Here is a 7,177-nt window from a genome sequence, read left to right on the forward strand (position 1 = left end):
CTGCTGGCGATCCTCAAGGCCGGCGGCGCCTATGTGCCGCTCGACCCAACCTACCCGCAGGACCGCCTGGCCTACATGATGCAGGACAGCGGCATCCAGCTGCTGCTGGCCCAGGCGTCGCTGGCCGGTCAATTGCCGGTGCCTGACGGCGTGAAAACCCTGCTGCTGGATACCGACGTCAGCGCCTTTGCCAACAACGACCCGCAAGTCGTCATGGATCCTTCGAACCTCGCCTACGTGATCTACACCTCCGGTTCCACCGGCAATCCCAAAGGCACCTTGCTCGCGCACCACAATATCCTGCGTCTGTTCGCGGCCACTGAACCGTGGTTTGGCTTCGGCCCACAGGACGTCTGGAGCCTGTTTCATTCCTATGCTTTCGACTTCTCGGTCTGGGAAATTTTCGGCGCACTGCTGCACGGTGGCGAGCTGCTGATCGTGCCGTACGACGTCAGCCGCTCGCCCCAGGAATTCCTCGACCTGTTGTGCAACGCGGGCGTCACGGTGCTCAACCAGACGCCGTCGGCGTTCAAGCAGTTGATGCACGTGGCTTGTACCGACTCCCGGGCCAATGCCCTGCGCTACGTGGTATTCGGCGGCGAGGCGCTGGACGTCAAGAGCCTGCGCCCATGGTTCGAACGGTTTGGCGACAGCGCGCCACAGCTGATCAACATGTACGGCATCACCGAAACCACGGTGCACGTCACCTACCGTCCGCTGTCGGTGGCTGATCTCGAGCTGGACGCCAGCAGTCCGATTGGCGAACCGATAGCCGACCTGTCGTGGTACCTGCTCGACGGTGAACTGAACCCGGTGGCCAAAGGCTGCATCGGTGAACTGTATGTTGGCCGCGCCGGCCTGGCCCGGGGCTACCTGAAGCGTGGCGACCTGACGGCACTGCGTTTTATTCCCGACCCGTTCGGCGAAAGCGGTGCGCGGTTGTACCGCACCGGTGACCTGGCGCAATACCGCAGCGACGGGGTGATCGAGTACATCGGCCGGATTGACCATCAGGTGAAAATCCGTGGCTTCCGTATCGAACTGGGTGAAATTGAAGCGCGCCTGAACGCCCTGGCGGCGGTGCGCGAAGCCGTGGTCTTGGCCCAGGAAGGGCTGAACGGCCAGCAATTGGTGGCTTACGTGATCCCGGCGCAAGGTGCCGAGGATGCAGGCGCCCTCAAGGCGCAGTTGAAAGCGGACCTGCCGGACTACATGGTACCGACGCACCTGCTGTTCCTGAATGAATGGCCACTGACCGCCAACGGCAAGCTCGACCGCAAGGCCCTGCCGCAGCCGGACGCAAGCCAGGTACAGCACGAATACGTGGCGCCGCAAAGCGCGCTGGAACAGCAAATCGCAACCGTCTGGCAAGACGTGCTGAAACTGGAACGGGTTGGCCTCACCGACAACTTCTTCGAACTGGGTGGCGATTCGATCATTTCGATCCAGGTGGTCAGCCGTGCGCGGCAGGCGGGGATTCGCTTCAGCCCCAAAGACCTGTTCCAGCACCAGAGCATCCAGGCGCTGGCCGTGGTCGCACAGACCGGTGAGACGCTGCCGTCGATCGATCAGCGACCGGCAACCGGCACCACGGTGCTGTTGCCGATTCATCAACAATTCTTCGCTCAGGAAATTCCCGATCGTCACCACTGGAACCAGTCGGTGATGCTCAAACCGGCGCAGGCACTGGATGCACACGCACTGGAGCAGGCGCTGGAGGCTTTGGTGGCGCATCACGACAGCTTGCGCCTGGATTTCGTCGAACGGGCTGACGGCTGGTCGGCACACTACCGTGACGTCGCGGCGCACACGGATCAAACGCTTCTGTGGCCAGTGGAGGTCGCGGACCTCGCAGCCCTTGAGGCACTGGGTGACGAAGCCCAGCGCAGCCTGCAATTGAACGGTGGTTCGCTGATACGCGCGGTGCTGGCGAACCTGGCGGACGGCACTCAACGGCTGTTGCTGATTATCCATCACCTGGTGGTCGATGGCGTGTCGTGGCGGATTCTGTTCGAGGATCTGCAGAACGCTTACCGGCAAATCCTTTCAGGCGCAGGTGTGCAGTTGCCGGCCAGGACCAGTGCGGTCAAGGCCTGGGCGGCGGCATTGCAGGGCTACGCCACAACCCCTGCGCTGCAGGCCGAGTTGGGTTTCTGGCAACAACAGTTGCAGGGCGCTTCGCCAGCCTTGCCGTATGACCGTCCGAACGGCGGGCAGCAACATGATCAGGCCCTGACCTTTCGTAGCAAGCTGGACCGGGCCCTGACCCGCCAGCTGTTGCAGGATGCGCCGGCGGCCTATCGCACCCAGGTCAACGACGTATTGCTGACCGCGCTGGCGCGGGTGATAACGCGCTGGACCGGTGACGACAATGCGTTGGTGTTGCTTGAGGGGCACGGTCGCGAAGACGTGTTCGAGCACATCGACCTGACCCGTACCGTGGGCTGGTTCACCGGCGTGTTCCCGGCGCGGCTGTCGCCGGTTGCGGATCTCGCTGGGTCGCTCAAGCAGATCAAGGAGCAGCTGCGGGCAATTCCGCATAGGGGCATCGGCTTCGGCGCACTGGCGTACCTGGGCGATGAACAGACACGGGAGTCTTTGCAAGCCTTGCCGCTACCGTGCCTGACCTTCAACTATCTCGGTCAGTTCGACGCCAGCTTCGATACCGCCGACGACGCCCTGTTTGTGCCGACCGGCGAATCCGGCGGTGAAGAAGTCAACCTGCAGGGGCCGCTCGGCAACCCGCTGGCGCTCAACAGCAAAGTCTTCGGTGGTGAACTGGACCTGAGCTGGACCTACAGCGGCGCGATGTTCGATGCCGCGACCATCCAGCGCCTGGCCGACGACTATGTGCAAGAGCTGACGGCGCTGATCGGCCATTGCTGCGACAACGCCAACCGGGGAGTGACGCCGTCGGATTTCCCGTTGGCGCAACTGTCTCAGGCCCAACTCGATGCGCTGGTGCTCGAACCTCAAGGCATCGACGACATCTACCCGTTGTCACCGATGCAGCAGGGCATGCTGTTCCACACCTTGCTCGAACAGGGGAATGGCGATTACATCAACCAGATGCGCCTGGATATCGATGGCGTCGATCCGCAACGCTTCCGCGCGGCCTGGCAAGCCGTGGTGGATGCCCATGACATCCTGCGTACCGGGTTCATCTGGCAAGGCAATCTTGAACAACCGATGCAGGTGGTACAGCGTCAAGTGCAGGTGCCGTTCCGTGTGCTCGACTGGAGCGGTCACGCCGATCGGGATGCGGCACTGCAAACCCTTGCCGATGAAGAGCGCGCCCAAGGCCTGGACCTGAACTGCGCGCCCTTGATGCGCCTGGTACTGGTACGCACGGCAACTGATCGTCATCACCTGATCTACACCAACCATCACATCCTTATGGATGGCTGGAGCAGCGCGCAGTTGCTCGGCGAAGTGTTACAGCACTACAGCGCAGAAACCGTGGCACGACCCGTTGGCCGGTATCGTGATTACATCGCGTGGCTGAAGCGGCAGGACGCATCGCTCGGCGAAGCGTTCTGGAAGGAGCAGTTGCACGCCCTGGATGAACCGATTCGCCTGGCGCAGATGTTTGCCCGTCCGGCGCAGGCCATCGCCACCCACCTTTACGCTCACCACCACCTGCACCTCGATGAGCAGCAAACGCGCCGTCTGGGCGACTTTGCCCGAGAGGCGAAAGTCACCGTCAACACTGTGGTCCAGGCTGCGTGGCTGTTGCTGTTACAGCGTTACAGCGCAAAGTCCTGCGTCGCCTTCGGCGCAACCGTGTCGGGGCGCCCGGCGGACCTGGCAGGCGTCGAGCAACAGATTGGCCTGTTCATCAACACCTTGCCGGTCATTGCCAGCCCGCGCTCCGAGCAGAGCCTGGGGGGTTGGCTGCACAGCGTCCAGGCGCAGAACCTGGCGTTGCGGGACTTCGAGCACACCGCGTTGTTCGATATCCAGCGCTGGGCGGGGCAGGGTGGTGAAGCGCTGTTCGACAACATCCTGGTGTTTGAGAACTATCCGATTTCAGAAGCCCTGGAGAAAGGTTCGCCTCAGGGTCTGCGCTTTGGTGCCGTGGGCAATCTGGAGCAAACCAACTACCCGCTGACCCTGCTGGTGGGCCTGGGCGCCGAGCTGACCGTGCAGTTCAGCTATCAATGTGCGAGCTTCACACCTGTGTCGGTGGAGCAGATCGGCGTGCACCTCAAGCGTCTTCTGCTGCAAATGAGCAGCGATGCCGCACGCCCACTGGGTGACCTCACGCTGTTGGACCCGAGTGAAACCCGCCAGCAATTGCAGGACTGGAACGCCACCGCAAGCGTCTACCCGGGCGAGCACTGCATTCATCGTCTGTTTGAGGCGCGGGCACGGCAGACGCCGGATGCCACGGCGCTGCTGTTTGCTGATCAGGCGCTGACCTACGCTCAACTCAATACCCAGGCCAATCGCCTGGCGCATCGTTTGATTGAACTCGGTGTCGGCGCTGACCAACCGGTGGGTATCGCCCTTGAGCGTGGGGTGGACATGATCGTCGGGCTGCTGGCGATCCTCAAGGCCGGTGGCGCCTACGTGCCGCTCGATCCGCACTATCCGGTGGATCGCCTGGCCCACATGATTGAAGACAGTGGGTTGCAGTTGCTTCTGACCCAGGCATCGTTGCTGCGCCAGTTGCCGATTCCGGCAGGGGTGCACACCGTCTTGGCGAGTGCAATGGATGAATCGGTCAGCCCTGAACAGGCGGCCAATCCGCAGGTGTCGGTGGACGGCGATAACCTGTGCTACGCCATTTATACCTCGGGCTCTACCGGCAAGCCCAAGGGTGTGATGGTACGCCATGGCGCCCTGGTGAATTTCGTTGCCAGCATGGCCCGCGAACCAGGCATCGAGGCAAGTGACCGCCTGCTGTCGCTGACCACCTTCTCGTTCGATATTTTCGGCCTGGAACTGTACGGCGCGCTGTTCAGCGGTGCGGCCGTGGTGCTGGTGGACAAACAGAGCGCCCACGACCCTGAAGCATTGCTGGGGATTATCGAACAGCAGCGGGTCAGTATCGTGCAGGCCACGCCGTCGACGTGGCGCATGTTGCTTGAGCATCCCATGGCCGAGCGTCTTGCCGGACGCACATGCCTGTGTGGCGGCGAGGCATTGGCCGAGGACCTGGCCGAGCGCTTGCTGGCGGTCGCAGGCCCGGTCTGGAACCTCTATGGGCCCACGGAAACCACGATCTGGTCGGCGGCTTATCCACTGACCACAGACAAGCGCTTGCCTTACCTCGGCCGGCCGATTGCCAACACCTCGCTGTACATCGTCGGCGAGCACTTCGCGCCGAACCCTGTCGGGTTGATCGGTGAATTGCTGATTGGCGGTGATGGCCTGGCGCGCGGGTACCACGAGCGGCCGGCGCTCACCGCCGAACGCTTCCTCCCGGATCCATTTGGTAATGGCACACGGCTGTACCGCACCGGTGACCTTGCGCGACATCGCGTCGACGGTGTGATCGAGTACATCGGCCGGGCAGACCACCAGGTGAAAATTCGTGGCTTTCGCATCGAGTTGGGAGAGATCGAAGCGTGCCTGTTGGCGCAGGACGCGATCCGCGAGGCGGTGGTGGTGCCTCAGCAAGGGCCGGGTGGCACGCAGTTGGTGGCCTACCTGATTGCGGCCGGTACTGAGGCGGCCGAGGCGCAGTCGTTGGTGGCGCTGCGCGACGAGCTGAAGGCGCGGCTCGCCTGCGACCTGCCGGACTACATGATTCCGGCGCACTGGATGCTGCTTGAGCGCTTCCCGCTGACGCCCAACGGCAAGCTGGACCGCAAAGCCTTGCCGCTGCCCGACGCCAATCAGTTGCTGCGGGCCTATGTGGCGCCGCAAGGGGCGCTTGAGCAGAGCGTCGCACAGATCTGGCAAGAGGTGCTCAAGCTTGCGCGGGTAGGGCGCGACGACAACTTCTTTGAATTGGGCGGGCATTCCTTGCTGGCGACCCAAGCGACAGCCCGCCTGCAAATGGAGCAAGGCGCAGCCGTGCCCCTGGACCTTTTATTTCGAACCCCATCGCTGTCGGAGTACGCCGCGCAACTGGCGGTGCACCTGACACCTCACTCCAGCGAAGACTTGAGTGAGATGCATGATTTCCTGGCAGACCTGGAGACCCTTTGAAAATGACTCAGCTCGATAACCTGTCTCTGGTTCAGCGATTCATCCGTTTGCCGCTCGCCCAACGGCAAGCGTTCCTGCAAAAGCTGCACAGCAAAAACATGAGTTTTGCCGCGTTGCCGATTCCGGCGATGCGTGACGAGTTCGAGCATATCGGCCTGTCCTACGCCCAGGAGCGCCAGTGGTTCCTCTGGCAGTTGGACCCTCACAGCGCGGCCTACCATGTGCCGACGGCGCTGCGGTTGCGCGGTGCACTGGACGTGCCGGCGTTGCAGCGCAGCTTCGATGCATTGCTGGAGCGCCATGAGGTGCTGCGTACGGTGTTTGTCGACGGGCCGGAAGGGCCGCTGCAGGTTGCGCACGCATGCCTGAGCCTGCCGGTCACGACGGTGGTGCTGGAAGCGGTGCCGGACGCCGCAGCGCTCAAGGCGTTGATTGACACTGAAATCACTGCGCTGTTCGACTTGCAGCAGGGCCCGCTGTTGCGGGTCAAGCTGTTGCAACTGGCACCGGACGACCACGTGCTGGTGCTCACCCAGCACCACATCATTTGTGACGGCGCATCGGCGCAGATCATGGTTCACGACCTGGTCAAACTCTATGCTGCCCACAGCACTGGCCAGGCGCCGGACCTGCAGGCGCTGCCGATTCAATACGCCGACTATGCGATCTGGCAGCGCAAATGGATGGAAGCCGGCGAGCTTGCGCGGCAATTGGGCTACTGGACCGAACGCCTGGGTGATGGCGGTGAAGTGCTGCCTTTGCCTGCTGACCGCGCCCGTCCGGCGGTGCAGAGTTACCGCGGTGCGCGGCTGGACCTCGCCATCGATGCCGGGCTGACCGAACGCCTCAAGCGCCTGGCCCAGCGCGAAGGCTGCACCTTGTTCATGCTGTTGCTCGCCTCATTCCAGGTATTGCTGCACCGTTACAGCGGCCAGTCGGACATCCGCGTGGGCGTGCCGGTGGCCAACCGCAACCGTCTTGAAACCGAAGGCCTGATTGGTTTCTTCGTCAATACCCA

At 62.8% G+C, this 7,177-nt stretch carries 2 protein-coding genes; both read left to right on the forward strand.

From position 1 onward, the window contains the following. Positions 1-6,159: non-ribosomal peptide synthetase (locus HX846_RS20955; protein WP_178966029.1), on the forward strand; the 6,159-nt coding region annotated here is incomplete at its 5' end. Positions 6,160-6,161: 2 nt separating this feature from the next. Beyond that, a partial coding sequence (locus HX846_RS20960; protein WP_256739846.1) for a condensation domain-containing protein occupies positions 6,162-7,177 on the forward strand: 1,016 nt, incomplete at its 3' end.

Origin of the sequence: Pseudomonas sp. K5002 (assembly GCF_013386655.1) — a bacterium.
GTDB lineage: Bacteria > Pseudomonadota > Gammaproteobacteria > Pseudomonadales > Pseudomonadaceae > Aquipseudomonas.